The 23,844-nt window shown below is 54.1% G+C and carries 19 protein-coding genes and 1 pseudogene; 18 read left to right on the forward strand and 2 right to left on the reverse strand.

What is annotated here, in order from left to right; all coding sequences use genetic code 11:
• The first annotated feature begins 448 nt into the window (after window positions 1-448).
• A complete protein-coding gene (locus MKY86_RS02465) occupies window positions 449-889 on the forward strand; it encodes a GNAT family N-acetyltransferase (RefSeq protein ID WP_083685508.1) in 441 nt (146 codons plus the stop codon).
• 53 nt (window positions 890-942) lie between these two features.
• Here MKY86_RS02465 and MKY86_RS02470 read toward each other — a convergent pair whose 3' ends face one another.
• On the reverse strand, window positions 943-1,917 hold the full coding sequence (locus MKY86_RS02470; protein ID WP_076081950.1) for a DUF4003 family protein: 975 nt from the start codon (window positions 1,915-1,917) through the stop codon (window positions 943-945).
• Window positions 1,918-2,087: 170 nt separating this feature from the next.
• Between MKY86_RS02470 and MKY86_RS02475 the strand changes: the two genes are divergently transcribed.
• From MKY86_RS02475 to MKY86_RS02530, 12 genes and pseudogenes are all read left to right on the forward strand, one after another.
• Window positions 2,088-4,481 (forward strand): GH36-type glycosyl hydrolase domain-containing protein, encoded by a 2,394-nt coding sequence (locus MKY86_RS02475; RefSeq protein ID WP_076081949.1) that lies wholly within the window; start codon window positions 2,088-2,090, stop codon window positions 4,479-4,481.
• Between the two features lie 19 nt (window positions 4,482-4,500).
• Complete coding sequence (locus MKY86_RS02480) at window positions 4,501-5,340, forward strand: aldo/keto reductase (RefSeq protein WP_076081948.1); 840 nt, start codon at window positions 4,501-4,503, stop codon at window positions 5,338-5,340.
• A gap of 158 nt (window positions 5,341-5,498) precedes the next feature.
• Entirely contained in the window at window positions 5,499-6,395 is an 897-nt protein-coding gene (locus MKY86_RS02485; RefSeq protein ID WP_036730661.1) for an SDR family oxidoreductase, read from the forward strand.
• 330 nt (window positions 6,396-6,725) lie between these two features.
• A complete protein-coding gene (locus tag MKY86_RS02490; RefSeq protein WP_036730659.1) occupies window positions 6,726-7,427 on the forward strand; it encodes an ABC transporter ATP-binding protein in 702 nt (233 codons plus the stop codon).
• Window positions 7,428-7,530: 103 nt separating this feature from the next.
• Window positions 7,531-9,990: pseudogene (locus MKY86_RS02495) on the forward strand (ABC transporter permease); the annotation flags it as partial.
• A gap of 596 nt (window positions 9,991-10,586) precedes the next feature.
• On the forward strand, window positions 10,587-12,332 hold the full coding sequence (locus MKY86_RS02500) for a peptide-binding protein (protein ID WP_036730651.1): 1,746 nt from the start codon (window positions 10,587-10,589) through the stop codon (window positions 12,330-12,332).
• A 122-nt stretch (window positions 12,333-12,454) separates the two neighbouring features.
• The gene (locus tag MKY86_RS02505; RefSeq protein WP_076081946.1) at window positions 12,455-13,426 is read left to right on the forward strand and encodes an ABC transporter permease; all 972 of its coding nucleotides are present in this window, start codon (window positions 12,455-12,457) and stop codon (window positions 13,424-13,426) included.
• A 59-nt stretch (window positions 13,427-13,485) separates the two neighbouring features.
• Entirely contained in the window at window positions 13,486-14,445 is a 960-nt protein-coding gene (locus tag MKY86_RS02510; RefSeq protein ID WP_076081978.1) for an ABC transporter permease, read from the forward strand.
• Window positions 14,412-15,428 carry an ABC transporter ATP-binding protein gene (locus tag MKY86_RS02515; RefSeq protein ID WP_076081945.1) on the forward strand — a complete coding sequence of 339 codons (1,017 nt, stop codon included), beginning with the start codon at window positions 14,412-14,414 and terminating at the stop codon, window positions 15,426-15,428. The genes MKY86_RS02510 and MKY86_RS02515 overlap by 34 nt, the downstream gene beginning before the upstream one ends.
• Complete coding sequence (locus MKY86_RS02520; RefSeq protein ID WP_076081944.1) at window positions 15,425-16,450, forward strand: ABC transporter ATP-binding protein; 1,026 nt, start codon at window positions 15,425-15,427, stop codon at window positions 16,448-16,450. The genes MKY86_RS02515 and MKY86_RS02520 overlap by 4 nt, the downstream gene beginning before the upstream one ends.
• A 235-nt stretch (window positions 16,451-16,685) precedes the next feature.
• Entirely contained in the window at window positions 16,686-18,065 is a 1,380-nt protein-coding gene (locus tag MKY86_RS02525; protein ID WP_340825982.1) for a hypothetical protein, read from the forward strand.
• A gap of 33 nt (window positions 18,066-18,098) precedes the next feature.
• Window positions 18,099-18,755: a M48 family metallopeptidase gene (locus MKY86_RS02530; protein WP_076081977.1), complete on the forward strand. Its 657-nt coding sequence runs from the start codon at window positions 18,099-18,101 to the stop codon at window positions 18,753-18,755.
• Window positions 18,756-18,787: 32 nt separating this feature from the next.
• Here the strand turns inward: MKY86_RS02530 and MKY86_RS02535 are convergent, their stop codons facing one another.
• Window positions 18,788-19,663, reverse strand: a complete 876-nt coding sequence (locus MKY86_RS02535) for a GNAT family N-acetyltransferase (RefSeq protein ID WP_076081942.1) — start codon at window positions 19,661-19,663, stop codon at window positions 18,788-18,790.
• Window positions 19,664-19,925: 262 nt separating this feature from the next.
• Between MKY86_RS02535 and MKY86_RS02540 the strand changes: the two genes are divergently transcribed.
• From MKY86_RS02540 to MKY86_RS02560, 5 genes are all read left to right on the forward strand, one after another.
• A complete protein-coding gene (locus MKY86_RS02540) occupies window positions 19,926-21,851 on the forward strand; it encodes an asparagine synthase-related protein (RefSeq protein ID WP_076081941.1) in 1,926 nt (641 codons plus the stop codon).
• A 28-nt stretch (window positions 21,852-21,879) separates the two neighbouring features.
• Window positions 21,880-22,005, forward strand: coding sequence for a paeninodin family lasso peptide (locus MKY86_RS02545; protein ID WP_036694602.1), 126 nt, complete (start codon window positions 21,880-21,882; stop codon window positions 22,003-22,005).
• Window positions 22,006-22,143: 138 nt separating this feature from the next.
• Window positions 22,144-23,082 (forward strand): hypothetical protein, encoded by a 939-nt coding sequence (locus tag MKY86_RS02550; protein WP_076081940.1) that lies wholly within the window; start codon window positions 22,144-22,146, stop codon window positions 23,080-23,082.
• Window positions 23,079-23,384, forward strand: a complete 306-nt coding sequence (locus MKY86_RS02555) for a lasso peptide biosynthesis PqqD family chaperone (RefSeq protein WP_076081939.1) — start codon at window positions 23,079-23,081, stop codon at window positions 23,382-23,384. The genes MKY86_RS02550 and MKY86_RS02555 overlap by 4 nt, the downstream gene beginning before the upstream one ends.
• Window positions 23,381-23,839, forward strand: coding sequence for a lasso peptide biosynthesis B2 protein (locus MKY86_RS02560; RefSeq protein WP_076081938.1), 459 nt, complete (start codon window positions 23,381-23,383; stop codon window positions 23,837-23,839). Before MKY86_RS02555 ends, MKY86_RS02560 begins: the two co-directional genes overlap by 4 nt.
• Window positions 23,840-23,844: the final 5 nt, after the last annotated feature.

The raw sequence follows: 23,844 nt of genomic DNA on the forward strand, positions 1-23,844 counted from the left end.
GCATGTCTCCGGCAAGTCCGGGACATGCTCTTTAATTTGAGCGTTAGGAGGCCGCCTGTAACCGGGGTGTATGAATCAAACAGTGGAGTGGCTGTAGTAACTGAACATAATAAATAAGTGGATAAACGTCATCTGATTATAGAAAAATCGTTGTTTGGGGAAGTTTAGTTGGAAATTATACACCTACTCCAGCCGAATACAGGTAACATCGCAAATAGGGCAGAATTAAGTGTCATAAATCCAACTAACTTCCGTCACCCTGGAAATGGCTCATCAACAAGTGCCGGAAATCCAACTATTGAGGACGCATGCTACCAGGATAAAGTTTGAAACTTAGAGAGGGGAGGGGATTTGTTCCTTTTTGACGAATATACACCACCATTAACATAATGAATTGATAAGCATAAGAAGCATATGGATTGCTGTAGTATTAATCACTGGAGGGTGAATGATGGTAACGATAAGGAAATGTACCATGGAGGATGTTCCTCAGGTAGCTGAATTATCTGAGATGTGGGCAAAAGAAGCGGTTACTTTCGCTTATCCAGCATCGAACACTGACAAGATTGCTCAGCGTATAGGGGATTATTTCTGGATTGCCGAGAAGCATGGACGGGTCATTGGATATACTCATGGAGCCATTCAAACATCCCAGTATTCGGTATTCCCTAATAACGCTTTATTTCTAGAGATTTATGAAGTATACGTCCATCCAGAGTACAGGGCAGATGGAGCAGGTCATCAGTTGGTGGACAAAATCATAAGTGAAGCTGAGCTACACGGTGTAGCTCATGCACTCGTAGGTTCCTCTAATTTGGATTGGAAACGAAGTATCGGATTTTATGAGCGGCATGGCTTCAAGATGTGGTATGTCCAAATGTATCGTTAATAAAAAGGCTTCCGAAGCAAACTACGCTCCGGTAGCCTTTTGCATGTCAACCCTTAAGACGAAGCTGCCGCCGCCGCAGAGGCCGCAGCTACAGCAATCGCTGTCTGCTGGGCAATGATGATGTTGGTCAGGCTGGTAGACAGCGTGGATTCAATGATGCCGTTTCTGACATCATCGACATATTGATAGGAGACGAGTGCGGCAGACAGCAGGAGCAGCTCCTGCTTGTTGATCGACCAGCCGCCGAAGCCCTTCTGCGGACGGAGGAACTCATAGGTGTCCGAGACATCGCTTACCAGCTGCTGCTGCTCATAGGGGATCAGGGACAGGATGCCAAGTGAAGAAAGTGTATACTCCTTATCCAGCCGGATATCCTGTGCCCGGAACGCCTCACGCAGGCTTAGCACCCGGCTTGTGAGATCCTCGCCGCCCAGAACCAGGACCTGTGTCAGCGCCTGGACACTGTTGCCGGAGAAGAACTCGGGCTTGAGCGTAACATATAGCTGTTCCAGCTGCTCCAGCCCTTGCTCTACAGGGATATCGGAGAGGCCGAGCATGGCAGCGAAGATATAGTCGTCCTGTCCGGTCAGGAAACGGTGCTTCGAGCGCATCCCCTCGTAGAACGCCTGGGTGCGGTCTATGGCTGCGGCATATTGATCGTACGGAGTATGGGCGGCAATCTGATAGGCGGCAATGACCAGGTAGTCGGAGGCCCGGAATTTGCGTTCCTTGAGCAAGTCATATACAGCCAGCGTATTTGCAAGCTGCTGCTGCGGCTGGGGAGACAGGGAGAGCAGCGCAGCAATACAGATGGCTGAGGTTCCCCGGAAGGACGAGAAGCCCCGGGTGTTATCCTTGACCATCTCATGGTACAGGCGGATCGCTTCCACATTGGCCATCTTGTCTTCCACGGCGTAGAGCAAGGCGGCCAGCCGGTTCACGGAGGCATTTTGCCAAGGGAATTCCTGTTTAATCTGCTGGGCGTTGGTTACGAATAATTCAAGTCTGGCTATGTATGATTGCTTCATAGGATGCACCTCTCATTTAGCTGTAGTTAATTGGGTATATTCTACTATAAAAACCAAATCGATGAAATTGAAACTCTTCCGGTAGACTTGCCCCCAAACCTATGAGAGCGTATTCTTGAATAAAGGTTACTAGAATGATGGATATTTATTCTGGAAAGAGAGGCAAGAGAATGATCAGAGCATCTGAAGATAACGAATATTATGAGCTGTCCAGTCCCACCATTCTCCCTAAGGCTTCGGGGTTCCTGTGGAATGAGCAGATGATGATTCATATGAACTGCCGGGGATATGCGGTAGCCCAGTTCATGCAGCCGGAGCCGGCCAAGTACTCCTATGCGCCGAATCTGGAGGCCAAGACGTTCATGCAGCCGGAGCAGCCTTATTATGCCCATCACCCCGGCCGCTTCGTCTATGTCAAGGATGAGGAGAACGGAGAGGTGTTCTCTGCCCCTTATGAGCCTGTCCGCACCCCTCCGGATCATTACACTTTTGCGGTGGGTAAACATAATATTGTATGGACCATCGAGAAGAACGGAATCGCGATAGAGATGACGCTAAGCCTGCCAAAGGATGACCCGATGGAGCTGTGGCGGGTGAAGGTGACCAATCTGTCTGCGGCTCCCCGCAAGATCAGCATCTATCCCTACTTCACCATCGGCTACATGTCATGGATGAATCAATCCGGCGAGTATAAGGAAGCTTTGCAGGGAATCGTGGCTACAGCGGTCACACCTTATCAGAAATATCAGGATTATGCCAAAATCAAGCATCTAAAAGACAAAACCTTCCTGCTGGCCGACCATGCCCCGGCCTCCTGGGAAGTGAATCAGGAAGCCTTCGAGGGCGAAGGCGGAATCGGCTCGCCGTCAGCGCTTAAGAGCGAACGGCTGGCGCAAGGCGAAGCCCGTTATGAGACCCCGGTTGCCGCCCTGCAATACAGTCTGGATCTGGCTGCAGGGGAAGAGCGTGAATACCGCTTCATCTTCGGCCCGGCCCGTAGTGAGCAGGAGATTGCGGAGATCCGCCGGAAGCTGTTCCTGGATACCAATGCGGCGGGCGAGGACGGATTCGTGCGCGCCGAGCGGGAATATGCGCAGTACATTGCGGAAGGCAGAGGGAGCATTGAGATCTCCACCCCGGATGCGGACCTCGACAATCTGGTCAACCACTGGCTGCCCCGGCAGATGTACTATCACGGGCAGACCAACCGCCTGACCACCGACCCGCAGACCCGGAATTATCTGCAGGATAATATGGGGATGAGCTATCTTAAGCCGCAGACGGCAAGAGAAGCGTTCCTGACGGCCTTAAGCCAGCAGGAGGCCAGCGGAGCGATGCCGGACGGCATTATTTTGCATGAAGCGGCTGAACTGAAATATATCAATCAGGTTCCGCATACCGACCATTGTGTCTGGCTGCCGATTTGCCTCAGTACCTATCTGGATGAGACCGATGAATACAGCATTCTGGATGAGGAAGTATCGTATGCGGGCGGCCTGGAGACAGGACCTGTGCATGAGCATATCGACCGGGCGGTGCAGTGGCTGCTGCATGAGCGGGACGAGCGCGGCCTGAACTATATCAATCAGGGGGACTGGTGCGACCCGATGAATATGGTAGGGTACCGGGGGCAAGGCGTGTCCGGCTGGCTGACCATCGCTACCGCGTATGCGTGTATGGTCTGGGCGGATATTTGTGAGCAGAGCGGCCGTACGGATATCGCCAAGACCTTCCGTCATGCGGCGGAGGAGACCAATGCGCTCGTCAATCGATACTTCTGGGATGGCGAGTGGTATGCGCGGGGAATTACTGATGACAATGTAGTGTTCGGAATCAGCAGCGACAAGGAAGGCCGGATCTTCATTAATCCCCAGGGCTGGGCGCTGCTCAGCGGTGCGGCCGATGAGGAGAAGCGGGCGAAGCTGATGAAGTCGGTCCATGAACAGCTGGAGACCCCGTATGGAGTGGAAAAGCTCGCCCCGTCCTATACCGCCATGCGCGAGGATGTGGGCCGGGTCACCCAGAAGCATCCGGGGACAGCCGAGAACGGCGCTGTCTATAACCATGCCGCAGCCTTCTATATCTATGGCTTGTATGCAGTAGGTGAGCAGGATCACGCGTACCGTCTGCTGCGCAAAATGCTCCCCGGGCCCGATATCGAGGATATCATCCGGCGGGGCCAGCTCCCGGTGTTCATTCCTAATTATTACCGGGGCGCGTATAAGCAATTCCCGCAGACTGCCGGACGCTCCAGCCATCTGTTCAATACCGGAACCGTTCCCTGGGTATACCGCTGTCTGATCGACGGATTGTTCGGGCTGCAAGGGAACCGGGAAGGGCTGCAGGTGAAGCCGCAGCTTCCTTCCGGCTGGCAGGAGGCCACCGTGAAGCGCAGCTTCAGAGGCGCTGAGCTGCAGATTGAGATGAAGCGTGAGTCCGGCGTAGCGGCAATCGAAGTGTATCTGGACGGACAGCTTGTGAAAGATGGTGTTCTGAAGGAACTGAAACCGGGTAAGCAGTATCAGGTGCTGGTTAAGATTCCGGCTGGGGCTGTTACTATCTAAATACAGGAGGCGCATGAACATGACGAATCATATTCCGGAAGTACTGCTGAACGATGGAATGAAGGTGCCTGCGATTGGCTACGGAACGGCCTGGATCAAAGGTACAAAGGGCGTGCAGAATCTGAGGACTGCCCTGGATTTGGGGTATCGTCTGATTGATTCGGCATTCAACTATGAGAATGAAGGCGTTGTCGGGGAAGCGGTACGGCAGAGCGGGGTACCCAGAGAACAGCTGTTCATTACATCCAAGCTGCCCGGACGCCATCACAAGTATGATGAAGCGGTCGAGACTGTTCAAGAATCGCTGTACCGGGCCGGACTCGATTATTATGACCTGTATCTGATCCACTGGCCGAATCCCAAGGTGAACCTGTATGTGGAGGCGTGGCAGGCACTGATCGATGCGCGGGCAAAAGGGCTGATCCGTTCGATCGGCGTCAGCAACTTTTTGCCGGAGCATCTGGACCGCCTGATCAAGGAAACGGGGGTGGTACCGGCTATGAACCAGATTGAACTGCATCCCTTCTATCAACAGGCGGAGCAGCGCGCATATCATGAGCAGCACGGAATCGTCACAGAATCCTGGAGCCCGCTGGGACGCGGCACGGAGCTGCTGAAGAATGAACAGCTGATTGCTATCGCCGCAGCCCATGACAAATCGGTCTCACAGATTGTTCTGCGCTGGCATGTGCAGCTGGGGGCGGTTCCGATTCCAAGATCGGCGTCGGAGGAGCATCAGCGGGAGAATCTGGAGATTTTCGGCTTCGAGCTGTCGGAGGCTGAGATGAAGGTGATTTCTGAGCTCCCGTCCACCGGACCGCTGTGGGACCAGGACCCGGCCGTGTACGAAGAGTTCTGATTCGTTGATGTTATAGTTATGGCCCCTTGCTCTTTGGCAGGGGGCTATTGTTTTGTTATAGCGCTCATACATAATTCGTTTAAGAAAAAGGGAAGCTGGTTACATAGAAAGAGTCAGAAGCCTACACAATCAGAAGCGAACAGAGGAGGAATATTATCATGAGTAATCAATATAAGATTCAAGATCCTGTGCAGCAATATGAAAAGGCTACGCCTGAATTCGAGCAGCAGCAGCCCAGTCCGGGCTTAGAGACGAAAATGCACCCGCGTCCCGATGACGGAGCGGGCACCTACAAGGGCAGCGGGAAGCTCACCGGACGGAAGGCCGTCATTACGGGAGCGGACAGCGGAATCGGGCGGGCGGTAGCGATTGCTTATGCCCGTGAAGGCGCCGATGTGGTGCTGGCCTATCTGCCGGAGGAAGAAGCTGATGCGAAGGAAGTCGTTAAGCTCATCGAGGAAGCCGGACGCAAGGCGGTGGCCCTGCCGGGCGATCTGAAGGACGAGAAGTACTGCGAGCAGCTGATTGCCAAGGCCGTAGAGGAGCTGGGCGGAATTGATATCCTGGCTAACATTGCCGGCAAGCAGCAGTTCGTGAAGGACATCGCCGACCTGACTACAGAACAGTTCGATGCTACCTTCAAGACGAATGTCTACTCGCTGTTCTGGCTCTGCAAGGCAGCGGTGAAGCATATGAAGCCTGGGAGTACAATTATTAATACCTCATCGATTCAGGCCTATGAGCCTTCAGAGATTCTGCTGGACTATGCCACCACGAAGAGTGCCATTAATACCTTCAGCAAAGCTTTTGCCCAGCAGGTGGCCCCTAAGGGAATCCGGGTGAACGTGGTTGCCCCTGGACCGGTATGGACTCCGCTTCAGATCAGCGGGGGACAGCCGGAGGAAGTCCTGAAGGACTTCGGAGCTAAGACCCCGCTGGGACGCCCCGGCCAACCAGCTGAGATGGCTCCGGCCTATGTGTTCCTGGCCAGCCAGGAATCAAGCTATGTCAGCGGTGAGACCCTGAATGCCAACGGCGGAATGCCGACCCCATAAATAAGAATGAGTAACAACACGCTTGAGCAGGAACCTCCGTCAGGAGGTTTTTTGCTGTGAGGGGAATACTTGCAGCAGTCTGAAATATAAGAATGTATATGTTTCACGCTATACATTATCCTTCTATTTCTCGCCGAAACGTTACCGTCCTTTACAAGGACGGTAATGCCGTTTCCACTTGTATCACCTGGATTTAGCAGAGGCGGGGCTTCCGGCTCCCACTTTTGCCATCATAGGGGGTTCATGTGCTACACTTGAGTCATTGAATTGAAATCGTATCTGCCAGTTCTGGTGCATTAGCGGTTTGTGGAGAAGACAGGAGGAGACGGCATGGCATTCGTAACGGTGAAGGGCGAATATAAGCGCTATAAGATGGGGGAGACCCTGATTGTTGCCAACGACGGCATTGAGTTCGAGATCGAGAAGGGTGAATTTGCTGTAATTGTAGGGCCCAGCGGGGCGGGAAAGTCAACGGTGCTTAACATACTGGGCGGGATGGATTCCGCCGACGAAGGCCAGGTCATTGTGGACGGTACTGACATCGCACGTTATAGCGCCAAGGAATTGACCGGCTACCGCCGTAATGACGTGGGTTTCGTGTTTCAGTTCTATAATCTGGTCCCTAATCTGACCACCCTGGAGAATGTCGAGCTGGCTTCGCAGATCTCGCCCCGGGCCCTCGATGCCCGGAAGGTGCTGGAGGATGTGGGCCTTGGCGCGCGGCTGAATAACTTCCCGGCCCAGCTCTCGGGCGGGGAGCAGCAGCGCGTGGCTATCGCCAGAGCGCTGGCGAAGCAGCCGAAGCTGCTGCTCTGTGATGAGCCGACCGGTGCGCTCGATTACAATACCGGCAAGCAGGTGCTTAAGCTGCTGCAGGATACCTGCCGCGACACCGGCACAACGGTGATTGTAATTACGCATAACCTAGCGATTGCTCCAATGGCCGACCGGGTCATTGAGATCAACAACGCCAAGGTACGGAAAATGGTGAAGAATCCAGCGCCGGTATCCGTGGAAGATATCGAATGGTAAGGAGCCGGGAATGATGAAGAAACGGGCACTATGGAAGGATGTTTTTCGGGAGATCGGCCGAACCAAGGCGAGGTTCCTCTCGATCTTTGCAATTATTATGCTGGGGGTCAGCTTCTTCTCCGGGATCAAGTCGGCCGGGCCGGATATGCTGGACACCGCAGCGACGTATTATAAGGATCTGCGGCTGATGGATCTGCGGGTCCAGTCCACTTACGGCCTGTCGGAGCAAGGGATTGAGCAGCTTCGGGGGATACCCGGGGTGCAGACGGTTCAGCCTGTATACAGCTCCGATGTCTTTCTTGGCGACAGCGGGCTGATTGCCAAGGTCTATTCGTATGCGGACAATAATGAACTGAACGGCTACAAGCTCACCGCCGGGCATCTCCCGGCAGCCTCTGGAGAGATTATGCTGGATGAACACCTGCGCGAACAGGAAAAATTTAAGCTCGGCGATTCCATCACCTTAGGCGGGGAGGCCGGGGAGACGCCAGAACAGAGCTTTCGGATCAAGACCTATACTGTAGTAGGCTTCGCGCAGAGCCCACAATATATTGAGACCGCGAACCGTGGAACGAGCCGGATCGGCAAAGGGACTGCCGATGCGTTCGCCGTCATCCCGGAAGGGGATTTCACACTTCCGGTGTATACGGAGGCCTATCTCAGCTTCAAGGATACGGCTGCGGAGAGGGCCTATACTCCGGCCTATGACACGTTGGTTGAGCGCCACCTCACAGAGACAGAGCAAGCGCTCAAGGATTACCCGGCGCAGCGTCTGGAGGAGCTGAAGGCGGAAGCCGCCGCCAAGCTGGCTGCGGGCCGGCAGGCAGCGGATGCCTCACAGCAGCAACAACAGCAGACAGCGGCGCAGAGCCAGCCGGAGCTGCCTAAAGTATATGTGGCCGATCGCACAATGAACCCGGGATACGCCGAATACAAGGATAATGCGGATCGTCTGTCCGCAATTGCGTCGGCTTTTCCGGTATTCTTTTTCCTGATTGCAGCGCTTGTCAGCTTAACCACGATGACCCGCATGGTGGAGGAGCAGCGGCTCCAGATTGGGACGTTGAAGGCACTCGGATACGGTGCTATGGACATTATGACCAAGTTTCTGGTGTACGGAACACTTGCCAGCCTAGCGGCATCCATCGCGGGTCTGGTGGTCGGCTTCACGTTCTTCCCGGATCTGATCTATAATGCTTACAGCTCTCTCTATAACCTGCCGGATGTGATCAAGAGCTTCTACCCTTCATACGCCGTTATTTCCATAGTCGTGGCGCTGGTCTGTACAACGATGACGGCGATGATCGCTTCACGGGTGGAGCTGCGGAGCAACGCGTCTGTGTTGATGCGGCCCAAGGCACCGAAGAGCGGGCAGCGGATTCTGCTGGAGCGCTTCAAGTTCCTGTGGACCCGGCTCAGCTTCGTGCAAAAGGTGACGGCCCGCAACCTCTTCCGCTACAAGCAGCGGATGTTCATGACCGTTATCGGGGTGGCAGGCTGTACCGCGCTGATTCTGACCGGCTTTGGACTGAAGGATTCCATCGGCAGCATCGCCGAGCGGCAGTTCGGCGGCATTATGAAATACAGCGCCCTGGTCGCCCTGCACGACAATGCAGCCGCCACAGATCAGGCTTCCTATAAGAAGCTGATTCAACAGGAGACTGCGGTGACAGGCACGCTGAATGTGCTGCAGGAGGCTATGACCGCCCGGGCCAAAGGCGTGAACGACCAGGAAGTGCGGATCTTTGTTCCCTCGGATACAACCGCACTGGCGTCTTTCGTTAATCTTAAGGACCGCAGCACCGGTAAGCCGCGTGTACTGAGCGACGAGGGCGCGGTCATTACAGAGAAGCTGGCCAAGCTGTATGATGTGGCACCCGGGGGCACGTTGACGCTTCTGGACAGCAACAATGAGCCATTCCAGATCAAGGTAGCGGCGGTCACCGAGAACTATGTGCTGCATTATGTATACATGACTCCGGCTTACTACACAGAGGTGTTCGGCAAGGAGCCGGTCTATAATACTCAATTGTTGAATTACAGCGGCAAGGATAAGGAGTGGGAGAGTGCCTTCGGGGAGAAGCTGACTGCGAATGGACAGGTGGCCTTGGTCAGCTTTTCCAGCGGTGTGGGAGAAGCCTTCGAGGAAACTATGGACAGTATGGATATCGTCATTGTGGTGCTGATTGTCTCTGCTGCCGCGCTGGCCTTCGTGGTCCTGTACAACCTGACTAATATCAATGTGTCTGAGCGGGTCCGCGAATTGTCTACGATTAAGGTGCTCGGCTTCTATGATAAGGAAGTCACTCTGTATATTTACCGGGAAAATATTCTGCTGACCTTGCTCGGTATCTTGTCCGGCAGTGCCCTGGGGGTGATTCTGCACCGGTTCGTCCTGTCGACTGCCGAGCTGGATGCCACCATGTTCGCTCCGCTCATCAAGTGGCAGAGCTACATCTATGCAGCCTTGCTGACCATACTATTCTCAGGCATCGTAATGGCTTTCATGCACATCAAGCTCAAGCGGATTCATATGATTGAAGCGCTGAAGTCGGTAGAGTAGTTCAGTCACGATTTTGTCAAAAAAATAAAAAAAGCATCAGCATACAAGGAAGGATAATGAGCCGAGGGCAGAGGGAGCCCGGAGCCGTTATCCTTCTTTTTTGTGCCTGAAAAGGAACCGATGGCTGGGGAATTAGCGCTGAAACATACGAAAATATGACGAACAGTGTCGGAAAATCGCGAAAATGATAAGAAAGTGTCATTAAAACTAACCCGATTAAACTCATTATAATAATGGGTAAAAGGTATTTTTACAGTTATTTCAAGATACGTTGGAAGTAAATGTTTCGGGAGCAAAAAAGTAAGATTGTACAGCGGTAAATAAATATATTGACGTAAGATATATTCACATGTAATATAAACCATAATTTATGAGGGAAGTTGTGAGGCTTCCCGCCGGGAATGTTATCCCTGACCTTAATTGACCCGCGGTCTATTCAACGCATTTCTACAATATATATTAGGTGTGATGTTATGTCACATGTAATGCGTAGGCGGTCATTAGTGGTCTTAGACGGATAACGATCCGGAGCATCCCAGTCTCCCGAGAAGCTTTGAAGAGCAGGTACAAGCACTTAACTAAGGAGGAGTAAAGGAATGGCGAAAAAGAGAAAATGGTGGTCAGGTTTACTAGTCTTATCGTTGGTAGGGGTTCTATTTACAGGTTGCAGTACGAATAACACTGCGGGTTCTTCAACAAATGCGCCTGCAGCCACTACAGCACCGGCAGAGAGTGCGACGCCTGATGCTACGGAAGCACCTGCGGCTGACGCACCGGTCGACGGCGGAACGCTCGTTACAAGTACATTCTCCGATATTGTTAATATTAACCCTCTTATGATTAATGACACCTCGTCGGGCGATGTTGCCCAGTTCGTCTTCGCCAAGCTGTACAATCTCGATCGTGAAGGTAATGTACAGGCAGAGGATTGGTCGCTGGCTGCCGCGTTGCCGGAGATCTCTGAAGATGGCTTAACCTATACCGTGAAGCTGAAGGATACCGCCAAATGGAGTGACGGCCAGCCGGTTATTGCAGATGATGTAGTGTACACCATCGAAACGGCCAAGAATCCTGAGACAGGTTCACCGTTGACCAGTGCCTTTGACAAGGTGAAGAGCGTTGAGAAGGTGGATGACCACACCGTCAAGATCACAATGTCCCAAGTCTATGCGCCGTTCCTGTATGCGCTGGTCCAGGAGATTGTTCCAGCCCATGTCCTGAAGGATGTGAAGCCTGCGGAAATGCAGAAGAATGCCTATGGTACTGATCCGGCCAAGACGGTTACAAACGGACCGTGGAAGTGGACAGCCTGGAAGCAGGGCGAGAGCCATACCCTGGATGCTGATCCGAACTACTGGGGAACCGTGAAGCCTCATATCGCTCAGGTTATCTACAAGATCTACGCCGACCAGAACACTGAGGTACAGGCGATTATGAAGGGTGACACTGACCATATCAGTGCGATTCCGGTAACTCAGGTTGAAGCGGTTAAGGCTGACGGGAAAATCGATATCATCCAGAAGCCGGGCGCGCAGTACGAATATGTTAACTTCAACTTTGACGGCAAGAACTTCCCGGATGGCTACGGCCTGTTCCAGGGACAGAAGACCAGACAGGCGATTGCCCATGCCTTGAACCGTCAAGGAATGGTGGATAATATCCTGAAGGGCGTAGGCGCGCTGATGAATGCGCCGTTCCTGCCGGATACGTGGGCTGACCCGGGTGATGCTGCTGTGAACTATGATTACAATGCTGAAACGGCCAAGAAGCTCCTGGCTGAAGACGGCTGGGTTGCGGATGCCAAGGACGGCATTCTGGTCAAAGACGGCCACCGCTTCTCCTTCGAGCTGCAGTATAATGCCGGCAACAGCCGTCGTGAACAGGTAGCCGCTGTTATCCAGCAGAACCTGAAGGATGTCGGCATTGAGGTGAAGCCTAAGGCGATCGACTTCGCTGCATGGATTGACCAGAACGTAACGCCGGGTAAATATCAGGCCCTGCTGCTGGCATGGTCCCTGAATACACCAGACCCGGATGCAGAGAGCATCTTCTCCTCCAAGTACTTCCCGCCTGCCGGACAGAACAGCGGCTGGTATAAGAATGAGAAGCTGGATAAGCTGTGGGTAGACGGATATTCTACGGTAGATCAGGCTAAGCGCAAAGAAATTTACAAAGAAGTAGGTAAGGAAATCTCGACCGACCTTCCTTATGTATTCCTGTATCAGTATGGTCAGGCGATCGGAACAGGACCTAGAGTGCACTGGGCAGAGGAGGATGCTCCTGAGCCGTCACTGGGCTACGGACAGTTCTTCCACGCTATCAAATGGTGGGTAACCGAGTAACGTACCGACTAACTGAATAGACTTGCGGGAGGTGAAGGAGCGTGCTCTTTCACCTCCCCCTTTTGTATCAATGGGAGGGGCCGCCGCAAGCTTTCGCCTTACCATCTCTAGGAGGATAGCCTATGACAGAATATCTGATACGCCGAGTGCTTCAATCGGTATTGGTCATCTTTCTGATTACCATACTGACCTTTCTTCTGATCCATGCAGCTCCGGGCGGCCCTACACAAGTGATGCTCGCGCCGGGCCTGACACCGGAAATCTTCGAGCAGCAAGCCAAGAACCTGGGTCTGGATCAGCCGATTCATATCCAGTATTTCCACTGGATCGGCGACCTGCTGCAAGGAGATCTGGGGTATACCTTCAAGAACCATATTGCGATCTCGGATCTGCTCTGGCCGCGTATCGGCAATACCATAATCCTGATGGGCGCGGCTTGGCTGGTATCCCTGCTGATCGCAATCCCTTGGGGAATCTATAATAGTACCAAAGTCTATGGTTTATCGGATCAGACGGCTTCGTTCATTTCTTATCTGGGCTTCGCCATGCCGACCTTCTGGTTCGGGATTCTATTGCAGCAGTGGCTGTCGCTCAAGCTGGACTGGTTCCCATTGTCGGATATGCATACAAGAGGCAAGGAAGACAGTATCGCTGATTTATTCATGCATCTGGTGCTGCCGGTAACCGTACTGGCACTTGGTTTCCTGGCTTCTTATATGAAGTATGCGCGGGCCAGTATGCTGGAGGTGCTGGATCAGGATTATATCCGGACGGCACGGGCCAAAGGTGTCAAGGAACGGAAGGTCGTCTTCCGCCATGCCCTGCGCAATGCACTAATTCCAATTATTACGATACTAGGCCTTGATCTTCCGATCCTGGTGGGCGGGGCCGCATTAACTGAGAATGTATTCAACTGGCCGGGAATGGGCCGTTGGTTCGTAGAGATGGCCACTGCACGTGAATATTCGGCACTGATGGCTGTCACTATTGTAACGGCTGTGATGGTCGTCATTGGCAATCTTCTGGCAGATATACTGTATGTAGTCGTTGATCCCCGGGTGAAGCTCGGTAAGCAAGGGGGGAAGGCAGCATGAGTACAGACAATACTGAGCTTATCAAAGGGAAGGTCTCCAAGCCGCTGGGAACGCCGGATATGAGTCCGATGCCGGGCGGGACCGACCCGGAAATTCCGGTGGTGGATATGGACAGACCTCCCGGCCCGTGGAGAGTGCTGTGGAAGAAGTTCTCGCGCAATCCGTTTGCTATGGGCGGGTTGATCGTGCTGTTTATCTTTGTGCTGTTGGCAATCTTCGCATCGCGGCTGACCCCGTATGGACCGGAGAAGATTGATCTGATGTTCGCCAACCTGAAGCCGGGAGCGGAGGGCCATCTCCTCGGTACAGATGAGCTGGGCCGCGATATTCTCAGCAGACTGCTGTACAGCGCGAGGATATCGCTGCTTATCGGTTTCTCCGTTGCTTTTGTATCCGTGCTGGTCGGATCGGTGGTCGGGGCGATTTCGGGTTACTTCGGCGGATTCATAGATACGGTATTCATGCGTATTGTTGATGTCATGAACTCCGTCCCATCCCTGTTCCTGAATATCCTGGTGATGGCGCTTTTCGGAACACAGATTAAATTCATGATCCTGATTCTGGCGTTCACCAGCTGGATGAGTATTGCCCGGCTGGTCCGGGGAACCTTCCTGCAACTGCGGGAGATGCAGTATGTGGAGGCGGCCAGAGCCATCGGGGTATCCAGCTGGGGGATCATCTTCCGGCATTTGCTCCGCAACGCGAGCTTCCCGATCATTGTCAATGCCACCTTGATGGTCGGCGGAGCGATTCTCAGTGAATCTGCACTGTCCTATCTGGGTCTTGGTATCCAGGCTCCGGCCACAAGCTGGGGACTGATGCTCAGCAGTGCACAGGAATTCATGCTGATTGATCCGATGCAAGCCGTGTATCCGGGTCTGTGCATTCTGCTCGTCGTGCTGGCGGTTAACTTCATCGGCGACGGCATCCGGGATGCCCTTGATCCCAGACAGCAAGTGACCAAATCCCGGAGGAGGCTGGAACAATGGCGCAAAAACTACTCGAAATCCGGAAACTAACTGCCGGCTTTGCGACAGAGAAGGGACTGCTCAAAGCAACCGACGGCATCTCCCTTACGGTGAATAAAGGTCAGACAGTCTGTATTGTAGGCGAATCCGGCAGCGGCAAAAGTGTCACCTCGCTGGCGATCATGCGCCTGATCGATTATGCGGGCGGTATGATCCTGGATGGACAGATTGACTTCCATGGACAGGATCTGGGGGCGAAAAGCCAGGAGGAGATGCGGGAGATTCGCGGCAACCAGATCGCGATGATCTTCCAGGACCCGATGTCTTCGCTGAATCCGGTCTTCACCATAGGGGAACAGATTGCGGAGAGTCTGCGGCTGCATCAGAATAAGAAGGATGCAGAAGCGCTGAAGCTGGCGGTCGATCTGATTAGATTGGTGGGCATACCGGCACCGGAGATCCGTGCGAAGCAGTACCCGCATGAGCTGTCTGGCGGGATGTGCCAGCGCGTAGTCATTGCGATTGCGCTGGCCTGTAACCCCGAGCTGCTGATTGCCGATGAGCCGACCACCGCACTTGATGTTACGGTCCAAGCGCAGATTCTGGATCTGCTGCGCAAGCTTCAGTCGGAGCTTGGCATGTCCATCCTGCTGATTACCCACGACATGGGAGTTGCCGCTGAGATGGCGGACCGCATTGCTGTCATGTATGCGGGCGCTATCGTGGAAGAAGGCGGTGTGGAAGAGATCTTCGACCATCCCAGTCATCCTTATACGATAGGTCTGCTCCAGTCGATTCCGGGGTTCGAAGGCGGACGGGGAGGCGAGCTCTATACGATCAGCGGAACGATCCCGCCGATAGGACAGCTGCCTGCGGGCTGCCGCTTCCATCCGCGCTGTCCGCATGCGATGGAGATCTGCCGGAGCCAGGAGCCGCCGGATTTCCTGATCTCTGATGATCACCGGGCCGCCTGCTGGCTGTTCAAGGATAAGCCGGTTTCAGCGTATACCAGCGGGGAGGCGAAGCGCGCATGATGAACAAGACATTGGCCAAGCCAGATCGTAAGGTAGCTGCCTCCTCAGAAGTACTGGTGGAGGTTAAGGATATTAAGAAGTATTTTCCGATCACCAAGGGTCTGCTTAACCGGACCGTCGGGCAGGTCAAGGCGGTGGATGGGGTCAATCTGGCGATCCGCCAAGGCGAGACGTTCGGGCTGGTCGGGGAATCCGGCTGCGGCAAATCCACCTTCGGACGGGTACTGCTCCGGCTGCAAAGTGCGACCGGGGGGCAGGTGCTATTCAAGGGCCAGGATATCCATTCGCTGGGTTCGCGTGACATGCGGAAGCTGCGGGAAGAGATGCAGATTATTTTCCAGGACCCGTTCGGGTCGCTGAATCCGCGCTTCCTCGTCAAGGATATTATCGGCGAGCCGCTGCGTATTCACTGGAACATGTCCGGCAAGGAGATCGATGCCCGGGTGGTTGAGCTGATGGAGCTGGTGGGTCTGGATGCCAGCCGCCGGAACCGCTATCCGCATGAATTCTCCGGCGGACAACGCCAGCGCATTGGCATCGCCCGGGCGATTGCACTGAATCCGCAGTTTATTGTGGCCGATGAGGCCGTGTCCGCACTTGATGTGTCGGTGCAATCCCAGGTCATTAACCTGCTAATGAAGCTGCAGAAGGAGCTGGGCCTAACCTTCCTGTTCATTGCGCATGGTTTGAACGTAGTCCGTCATATCTCTGACCGTGTGGGGGTCATGTACCTGGGCAAACTGGTGGAGGTGGGAGAGACGGAGGAACTGTTCGCGGCCCCTCTGCATCCGTATACTGCCGCCCTGCTCTCGGCCATTCCCAAGCCGACACCAAGGCGTAAGCAGGAGCGCATTATGCTGGAGGGAGATGTGCCCTCCCCGGCCAATCCGCCCTCCGGCTGCCGGTTCCATACCCGCTGTCCGTTCGTCCAGGACAAATGCCGCTTAGCGGAGCCGCTGCTGGAAGAGGTCCTGCCGGGCCGTCCGGTAGCCTGTCATTTCCCGTTGCTTCCGAAATCCTGATCAAGCATTACCCTATGCTGTACCGAAGAGGAACACTGCTGAATCTTACGCAGTGTTCCTTTTTTTGATTTTGGGGCGCCCCGCAAAGTACCTGAGTCATCACCTACGCTAAAGCCCCACTTTGTGGGGTTATTTTGTAATTCCGCTTCAAACTAATCATTGTGCTACAGGCATTTCTATAAGAAAATGAGAAAAAGACAACGCAAACGCAAAGGTTGCGGAACCGGAGGCTATGGTGAAAAAGGTCAATACAGCAATTTCAGCGCTCTTTATCCTTGTTATGATAATAGCTGTCTGGGTATGGGCAGTGTCGGTACATACCTGGACCCTGGCGGGGGCCTTGGCTTCCCTGCTCTGTCTGGCCCTGTTTATCTGGACGGGCCTGCGGGCCATCCCCGCTATAACCGGGTACATCAATAGCCCAAGCGCACTGCGGACGGTGAATACGGACGACTCCCCGGAGGAACGGCAGCGGATCTGGTGGAAGATTGTGCTGTGGGTGATCGCTAGCCGGGTGCTGCTAATCCTTGCGGCTTATGTATTCTGGGTGCTTCGGGAGGGAGGCTCCGGCAGCCTGTTCTCCCGCTTCATTGAGATGTGGCATATCCGCGGAATTGATGCGATGTCTTATCTGGGCATTGCCGAGCGGTGGTATGTGACGGAAGGAGATCCCAGATTTCATATTGTATTTCTGCCGTTCTTCCCCGTTATGATCAAGCTGGCGCAGTTCTTCACAGGCAATTATATGGCTGCAGGATTTGCCGTAGCCAATCTCTGCACGCTTGCAGCGGCGTTGTTCGCTTATGAACTGGCCCGGCTGGATATGGGGCGCAGGAATGCCCTGCGGGTAGTGAAGTACATCTTCATCTTCCCGTCGGCCTTCTTTTTCTTCCTTCCCATGACAGAGGCGCTGTTCCTGCTGCTCTCCCTGATGGCACTGTATTTTGTGCGCAAAAAGCGATGGCTGCTGGGCTGCCTCTGTGCAGCGCTGGCCGGATTCACCCGTTCCCCGGGGATTCTGTTGGCCGTGCCGATTGCCGTGGAATTTGCCCGGGAGCTGGCCGCTGGCTACAGGTCAATGGACCGGAAGGCTTTTACGAATAAGCTGATCTTGGCTGTTCTCTCCCTGGTGAGCGTCTCGTTCGGTCTGCTGGCTTATCTCTACATCAATTACAATGTGACGGGCAACGCGTTCCAGTTCAGTATTTATCAGCGGGAGCACTGGTCGCAGCGGTTCTACTTCTTTTTCGATACTGCGAGATATCAGATGGAATATGCGGTGAATACCTTCAAGGATGCCGATTACCGGTCGTTCTTAGGGCTGTGGCTGCCGAATTTGTGCGCGATCTTCCTGGTTCTCTTCATGATGCTCCGCAGTACGAAGAAGCTTAATCCCGCCTACATGGCGTACGTGATCGCCTATTTCGTCTATGTAGTGGCCCCGACTTGGCTGCTGTCTGCTCCGCGTTATTTCGCTGTTGCGTTTCCGCTGGCGTTCGCGGCTGTGCTGTTGACGGAGGATAAGAAGTGGAAAGATATCCTGCTCACTACGCTATTTATAGCGGGGGGTCTGCTGTATCTGGCGGTGTTTGTATCCGGTTATCCGGTATATTAGTGTGTAATAGAAATTACAGAAACGATGGTGGCTATGCAGATTCAACTAGAAGATCAGATGGTTACGTTACATGTCCAGTATGCCAAGCGCAAGAAGCTATCCGTAACGGTGGAAGGCTCGGACCTCATTACCGTTAAGGCGCCCAAGGGAACGAGTGAAGAGGCGATCCTCGGTGCGGTAGCAAGTCTAGGCCCGAAGATTCTGGAGAAGCTGCGCAGCAATGCGGCAGCCCGGCAGGTGCCGAGGGTTAAGGCTTATGAGGGCGACGAAGAAGCCTTCTTGTACTTGGGGAAGGAATATGCGCTGCATGAGTTGATTGGAGAACGGCAGGCGGATGCGGAGGAGCTGAAGCTTGCGCTGAAGAAATTCTATACGGCCAGTCTGAAGAAAATCATCGCAGAGCGCATCAAGCCCTACCAGACGCAGCTCAGAGTGAAGCCGAAGAGTGTGGAGATTGTGGAGTCGCGGACCAAGTGGGGGAGCTGCAGCTTTGACGGCAAGCTGACGTTCAATTACCGCCTGGCCATGGCGCCGCCCGAAGTGATTGACTATGTCATCATTCATGAGCTGTGTCATCTGCTGCATATGAATCATGACCGTTCCTTCTGGCGGCGCTTGGGAAGTATTATGCCGGACTATAAGGAGAAGGAAGTGTACTTGGCCCGGCAGGGGCAGTTCATGACGCTGTGACCATATTACAAAGGTAAAAGTGTAGCGTACGCCTAGGCGATGGAAGTAGCCGGATGCTTAACGTTCGCAGGATATTGCTGCCCGCCCTGAGTGCGGACGAAAAGGCCCTCTGAATGGCTGCTGCCTGACAATTCCCGGCCAGGGTCATCCGGGGTGAAGTGGAAGACGATCGTCTCCGTATCGCTGTCCGCAAGCTTCAGGGCGATGTCGCGGCAGGAGACGGGCTGTGCGCTGATCAGATCGAAGAGCTCAAGCTGCCCATTCTCCTGCTGGCAGATGGCAATGAGATTCTCGTCCTCCAGGTAATAGAGTTGGTCGCTGAATACGTTCAGGCAGTAGAACATTAATAGTCCATGGGCACCGCTGACGCCAAAACGCTCAGATACCGGTACCCGCTGCGCTCCAAGGGTAGAGACCAGACTCAGATCACGCGGGTCGGCAAGATCCAGCTTGCGGATTGCCGCAGATCTGGCAGCACCCCCGGGGCAGGCCATGGAGAAAATCTGTTCTTCAACAGGATGGAAGCCGAACTTTGGATAGAACTCCAAGACTGACTCATTGGCAAAAAGATACATGAATTCACACGCTCGTCCATACTCCTCCAGCACCTTGTCCATCAACCGGGCAGACAGGCCCCGCCCTCTATAGTCAGGATGAGTCATCACCGTCCCGATCTGCACAGCAGGGGACTTCACTCCATTAATGGTTAGCTCTATGAGATTCACCGAGACATTCGCCACGATCCGGTTTCCCTCCGCGTAAGAATATGGAACATACTTATCCGTCCAGCAGCCCTCTCCATACCAGCGTTCCAGCTCCAGCTCGAACGTGTCTTTTGCCAGCTCGAAAAAGCTGTTCCGAAGCGGCGCTATGTCTTTGTAATCTCTGACAAACTTCAATTCTTGCAAGGCTTATCACTCCGTATCATATATTTGTTGCCTCTACAGTATAAGCCATTATATACCATAGGTCATATTTCAGGGTTTTAATACCATAGATTTTAACTAAAGTCAATACGCTAAAGGATACCTAAAAGTACTCTCTGGTACTATTCACATTTAATGGCAAGAACGTTATCTTAGGTAATAAGAAGTGTTCACTATTAAGAACCTGTTGTAATGAACCTAGTACTGAAACGGTAGCGAAATTATAGACAGCTGGAGGTAACCCATGAGTGCAATCGCCGGGATCTATTCTATGCAGCATGGGCCGCTGGACCCGGAGCTCGGCCCGCGCCTGATGCAGGAGCTGCAGCGTTATCCGGCGGATGATGCCCGGGGCTGGAGTGCGGATGGGCTGTTCCTCGGGTGCCACGCACAGTGGATTACCCCTCAGTCCCGGGGCGAGGTGCTTCCTTATTATGATCCGCAGCGGAGGCTGGCGATCGTAGCTGATGCCATTATTGATAACCGCAGCGAGCTCTTCGGACAACTTCAGGTTGTCCGGGAGGATCGGGAGTCGATGCCGGACAGCCTGCTGATTCTTCTGGCCTATGAGAAATGGGGAGATCAGGCTCCGGTGCATCTGGTCGGAGATTTTGCCTTCATGATCTGGGATGCCGGCAGGCAGACGCTGTTTGGAGCGAGGGATTTCTCGGGGAGCCGGACGCTGTACTTCCACCGTTCAGGCAGACAGTTCTCCTTCTGTACCGTGATTCATCCATTGCTTACGCTAATGGATGGAGAGCACGCGCTGCATGAAGGCTGGATCTCGGAATATCTGGCGGGCCAGGGCCGGATGGATGTCGCGGATATGTTCTCCACGGTCTATCAGGGTGTGGAGCAGCTGCCCCCGGCGCATTCAATGACAGTAAGCCCGAAGGGGATTACATTCTCCAGGTATTACACCTTCCGGACTCCGTCTCCACTCCGGCTGCGCAGCAATGGCGAGTATGAGGAAGCGTTCCGTGAGGTGTTCGGGCGTGCAGTCCGGGACCGGCTGCGTACCCACCTTGAAGCTGGTGCGAACTTAAGCGGCGGGCTGGACTCAGGGGCGGTGGTGAGCTTTGCGGCACAGGAGCTTCGCCGTACGGGCAAGCCGCTCCACACCTTCAGCTCGTATCCTTTGGATCACTTTACAGGGTTCAAGCTGGGCCAGCGGGTGACCGATGAGCGTCCATATATTCAGGAGACCATCGACTATGTCGGGAACATTGAGCCTAGCTTTTACAATTTTCCTGACCGAAGCTCTTATGGCGAAATCGACGAATGGCTCGATATTATGGAGATGCCCTACAAATTCATAGAGAATTCTTATTGGCTGAGGGGCATATATGAACAAGCCGGACTGAAGAATGCCGGTGTGCTGCTCAGCGGACAGCGGGGCAACTGGAGTATCTCCTGGGGACCGGCGCTGGATTACCAGGCGAAGCTGCTGCGTGAATTCCGCTGGTTCCGCTTTTACCGGGAGAATAAGCTGTACAGCCATTCGATGGGAGTAAGCCGCAAAAGAATGCTGAAAATAGCCGGGCGCAAGATATTTCCCGCTCTGGGCCAGCTGATGGCCGGGAAGCAGGAGGCTGCGCCCGAGCTGATCCATCCTGAGTTTGCCCGGCGGACAGGGGTGCAGGAGCGGCTGAAGGAGCTGGACCAGTCGCCTGCCTCCCAGACTGTGTACGATATCCGCAGAGAGCATTTCCGCCAGCCGCATGTCTGGAATGTGAATGGAACGGCGGCTACCAAGCTGTCGCTGAAGTACAGGGTATGGGACCGGGATGCGACGAATGACCTGCGTGTCATCAACTTCTGTATGTCGGTGCCTGAGGAGCAATACGTTCAGAACGGAATGGACCGCTCGCTCATCCGCCGGGCGATGGAAGGGCGGCTGCCGGATAAGGTCAGGCTTAACCAGACCCGGCGCGGTATCCAGGGGGCGGATGGCATTACACGTATGCTGCCCGAGTGGCAGAGGTTCCAGCAGGAGCTGAGGGAGATGCTGCAAGACCCCCGTACTTCTTCTTATCTGAATCGTCCCGGGCTCGCCGGATGCTTGGACCGGCTGGGTAGTGAGCCCGAACCATTATTAATCTTTAACACGGATTTCCGCCTTCTTACAAGAGGACTGGTGTTTTACCGCTTTTTGAAGCGGCTCTCCTGAAGGACGTTTCTTGAAAGGGGGTGACAAGATGAAAAAGGAATACAGCAAGCCTGCATTGGAAGTGTTGGATGTGAAAATGACGATGGCTGGCCCGGGGGTATCCATTGCCGATGCGTTCCAAGCCGATCCAGATGAAATCGTTAGTCACTCCTAGTCTTCCTGCGTTACCGCTCAGCCCTAATCCCTCTTAGCTTGCTGGAGGGGGATCAGGGCTATCCCTTTATCCGAAGTAATGTTTCCACTTGTCATCCGCAAGACAACGGGTGAAATTGACTGAGATGGAGTGAGCAGTATGGCTGGCACAGTGCAATGCCCCGGTTATAAGGCTTTTGGCCTGCAAATCCTCAGTGAGTTCGCGCTACCAGAACTTCCCCGTACAGATCATCCTGGAAGGATAGGGAGCCTGTCGGTAGTTGAAGGCCGTCTGGCGGAGCGATGGGAAGTGATACCGAAGATTACGCCGAATCTGGGCATCGCAGCGCATGAAGTGATGTTCATGGTGAAGGGCACCGCTATTTTTTCCATACAGAACGGCAGTACGATTACAGTCTCTCCGGCAGCAGGCGCAGATCCGGATAGCATCCGCTTGTTCATTCTGGGTAGCTGTATGGGTGTAGTATTGATGCAAAAAGGCATACTGGCCCTGCACGGCAGCTCGCTTGTGCTGGACAATAAGGCCTATGCGCTGGTGGGGCGTTCAGGTGCGGGTAAATCCACGCTTGCCTCCTATCTGATGGATCAGGGACATCTCCTGGTCAGTGACGACGTTATTCCCGTGTTGGTGCATAATGGACATCCATTAGCTGTTCCAGGTTATCCGCAGCAGAAGCTGTGGCAGCAGAGCCTGGACTACTTGGGAATGAATTCGTCTGCGTACCGTCCGCTGTTTCAGCGGGAGACCAAGTTCGCCGTACCGGTGCATGACCGGTTCCAGAGTGAGCCGCTGCCGCTGGCCGGCATATTTGAACTGTCTGTGGTGCAGGACGGACCGGTGGCCGTAGAGACGATAAGCGGCTTGGACCGGCTTCATACCTTATACAATCATACCTATCAAAAAGCGCTGGTCGACCCTATGGGTGTCAGAGAATGGCACTTCGGGCTGCTGGCCTCGTTCGTGAACCGGCTGCCGATGTACCGGCTGACCCGCCCTGAGCAGGGCTTCAGTGCACCGCAGCAGACGGAAATGATTATGGAGACGATTATGCCCAAGGTGAAGGAGATGAATCTATGAATATAAATACTACAAAAGTGCTGTCGCCGGATTCGGTACTGGTTCAACGGGAAGGCAATATCGCAAGTGATATGGACGGCGAGAAGGTCATGCTGAATGTGAAGAACGGCAAATACTACAACCTCGGCGAAGTCGGCGGTGAGATCTGGGAAGCATTGGCTTCACCGGTATCGATTCGGCAGATTGCCGGGAAGATTCAGGAGATCTTTGAGGTGCCAGCAGAGGTGGCACAGCAGGATGTGATTGATTTTGTACAGAATCTGCTGAATGAGGATCTGGTCTCCATCGTTAGCGGCCCATGATGACCCTCCGGCGGCTCCGTCTCCTGCTGGTGCATGACAAGGCGTTGCTTGCGCTGCTTCCCGAGACATTATGGCGGCTGATGCTGGTCCGAATCCAGCTGTTGTTCCCCTTTGCCCGGACAGCCCCGCAGCTTGGGGTGAAATCCCTGGAGACTCCCGCAGTATCCAAGCCTTCCGATCTTCGCCGCATCCAGCAGATTACCAAGGCAATCCGGGTGATGAGCCGCTATACTCCCTGGAAAAGCACCTGTATGGTCCGGGCGGTAGCCGCCCTGAAGATGCTGGAGAAGCGGGGCATTGAGAGCACCCTCTATATGGGGGTCGCCCGCGATAAGCAGGGACAAATGATTGCCCACGCCTGGCTGCGCAGCGGAGCCCATTATGTCTCCGGGGATGATGCGATGCAGGGCTTCGTGGTGGTGGAGAAGTTCGCGAAGGTGTTACAAGCCGAGTAATCGAG

Source organism: Paenibacillus sp. FSL R7-0333 (genome assembly GCF_038000365.1).
Taxonomy (GTDB): Bacteria; Bacillota; Bacilli; order Paenibacillales; family Paenibacillaceae; genus Paenibacillus_AQ; species Paenibacillus_AQ silagei.

What these genes read in the sequence shown, in the direction of transcription:
- MKY86_RS02490 (WP_036730659.1), top strand. Translation starts at nt 6,726, where the DNA reads ATGGCATTCGTAACGGTGAAGGGCGAATATAAGCGCTATAAGATGGGG.
- MKY86_RS02510 (WP_076081978.1), top strand. Translation starts at nt 13,486, where the DNA reads ATGAGTCCGATGCCGGGCGGGACCGACCCGGAAATTCCGGTGGTGGAT.
- MKY86_RS02515 (WP_076081945.1), top strand. Translation starts at nt 14,412, where the DNA reads ATGGCGCAAAAACTACTCGAAATCCGGAAACTAACTGCCGGCTTTGCG.
- MKY86_RS02465 (WP_083685508.1), top strand. Translation starts at nt 449, where the DNA reads ATGATGGTAACGATAAGGAAATGTACCATGGAGGATGTTCCTCAGGTA.
- MKY86_RS02470 (WP_076081950.1), bottom strand. Translation starts at nt 1,917, where the DNA reads ATGAAGCAATCATACATAGCCAGACTTGAATTATTCGTAACCAACGCC.
- MKY86_RS02480 (WP_076081948.1), top strand. Translation starts at nt 4,501, where the DNA reads ATGACGAATCATATTCCGGAAGTACTGCTGAACGATGGAATGAAGGTG.
- MKY86_RS02560 (WP_076081938.1), top strand. Translation starts at nt 23,381, where the DNA reads ATGATGACCCTCCGGCGGCTCCGTCTCCTGCTGGTGCATGACAAGGCG.
- MKY86_RS02475 (WP_076081949.1), top strand. Translation starts at nt 2,088, where the DNA reads ATGATCAGAGCATCTGAAGATAACGAATATTATGAGCTGTCCAGTCCC.
- MKY86_RS02530 (WP_076081977.1), top strand. Translation starts at nt 18,099, where the DNA reads ATGCAGATTCAACTAGAAGATCAGATGGTTACGTTACATGTCCAGTAT.
- MKY86_RS02505 (WP_076081946.1), top strand. Translation starts at nt 12,455, where the DNA reads ATGACAGAATATCTGATACGCCGAGTGCTTCAATCGGTATTGGTCATC.
- MKY86_RS02500 (WP_036730651.1), top strand. Translation starts at nt 10,587, where the DNA reads ATGGCGAAAAAGAGAAAATGGTGGTCAGGTTTACTAGTCTTATCGTTG.
- MKY86_RS02555 (WP_076081939.1), top strand. Translation starts at nt 23,079, where the DNA reads ATGAATATAAATACTACAAAAGTGCTGTCGCCGGATTCGGTACTGGTT.
- MKY86_RS02485 (WP_036730661.1), top strand. Translation starts at nt 5,499, where the DNA reads ATGAGTAATCAATATAAGATTCAAGATCCTGTGCAGCAATATGAAAAG.
- MKY86_RS02550 (WP_076081940.1), top strand. Translation starts at nt 22,144, where the DNA reads ATGGCTGGCACAGTGCAATGCCCCGGTTATAAGGCTTTTGGCCTGCAA.
- MKY86_RS02520 (WP_076081944.1), top strand. Translation starts at nt 15,425, where the DNA reads ATGATGAACAAGACATTGGCCAAGCCAGATCGTAAGGTAGCTGCCTCC.
- MKY86_RS02540 (WP_076081941.1), top strand. Translation starts at nt 19,926, where the DNA reads ATGAGTGCAATCGCCGGGATCTATTCTATGCAGCATGGGCCGCTGGAC.
- MKY86_RS02545 (WP_036694602.1), top strand. Translation starts at nt 21,880, where the DNA reads ATGAAAAAGGAATACAGCAAGCCTGCATTGGAAGTGTTGGATGTGAAA.